Below are 444 nucleotides of genomic sequence, written 5' to 3' on the forward strand. Positions count from 1 at the left end.
ATGTCGGTGCCGCGCACGAAGAGCTCGGCGACGGAGGTCAGGAAGCGTTGCAGGCCGCCTTCGTCACGGCGGAGCGAGCCGGTGGTGACCACCTCGGCACCGACCRCCTCCGCCGTCTCCTGGATCCCCATGGTGAGGACGGGGTGCGCACTGGACTCGACGAACGTCCCGAATCCCTTGGCGATCAGCTTGCGCACGGTGTCCTCGAAGCGGACGGGCTGGCGCAGGTTGCGGTACCAGTACCCGGCATCGAGCACGGTCTCCCCGAGGAGGCCGCCTGTCACGGTCGAGTAGAACGGGATCTCCGCCTTGCGCGGCACGACCGGCCCGAGAACATCCAGCAGCTCGGCCTCGATCCGCTCCACGTGCGCCGAATGGGAGGCGTAATCGACCGGCACCTGACGGGCCCGGATCCCCTCCCCCACCGCCTCCGCGACGAACGCG

General features: G+C 69.5%; 1 protein-coding gene. It reads right to left on the reverse strand.

Annotation, left to right across the window (positions count from 1 at the left end; all coding sequences use genetic code 11):
- Window positions 1–444: acyltransferase domain-containing protein (locus AB4039_RS42480; protein WP_442273341.1), on the reverse strand; the 444-nt coding region annotated here is incomplete at both ends.

It is taken from the genome of Streptomyces sp. M-16 (assembly GCF_052114405.1).
Lineage (GTDB): Bacteria > Actinomycetota > Actinomycetes > Streptomycetales > Streptomycetaceae > Streptomyces.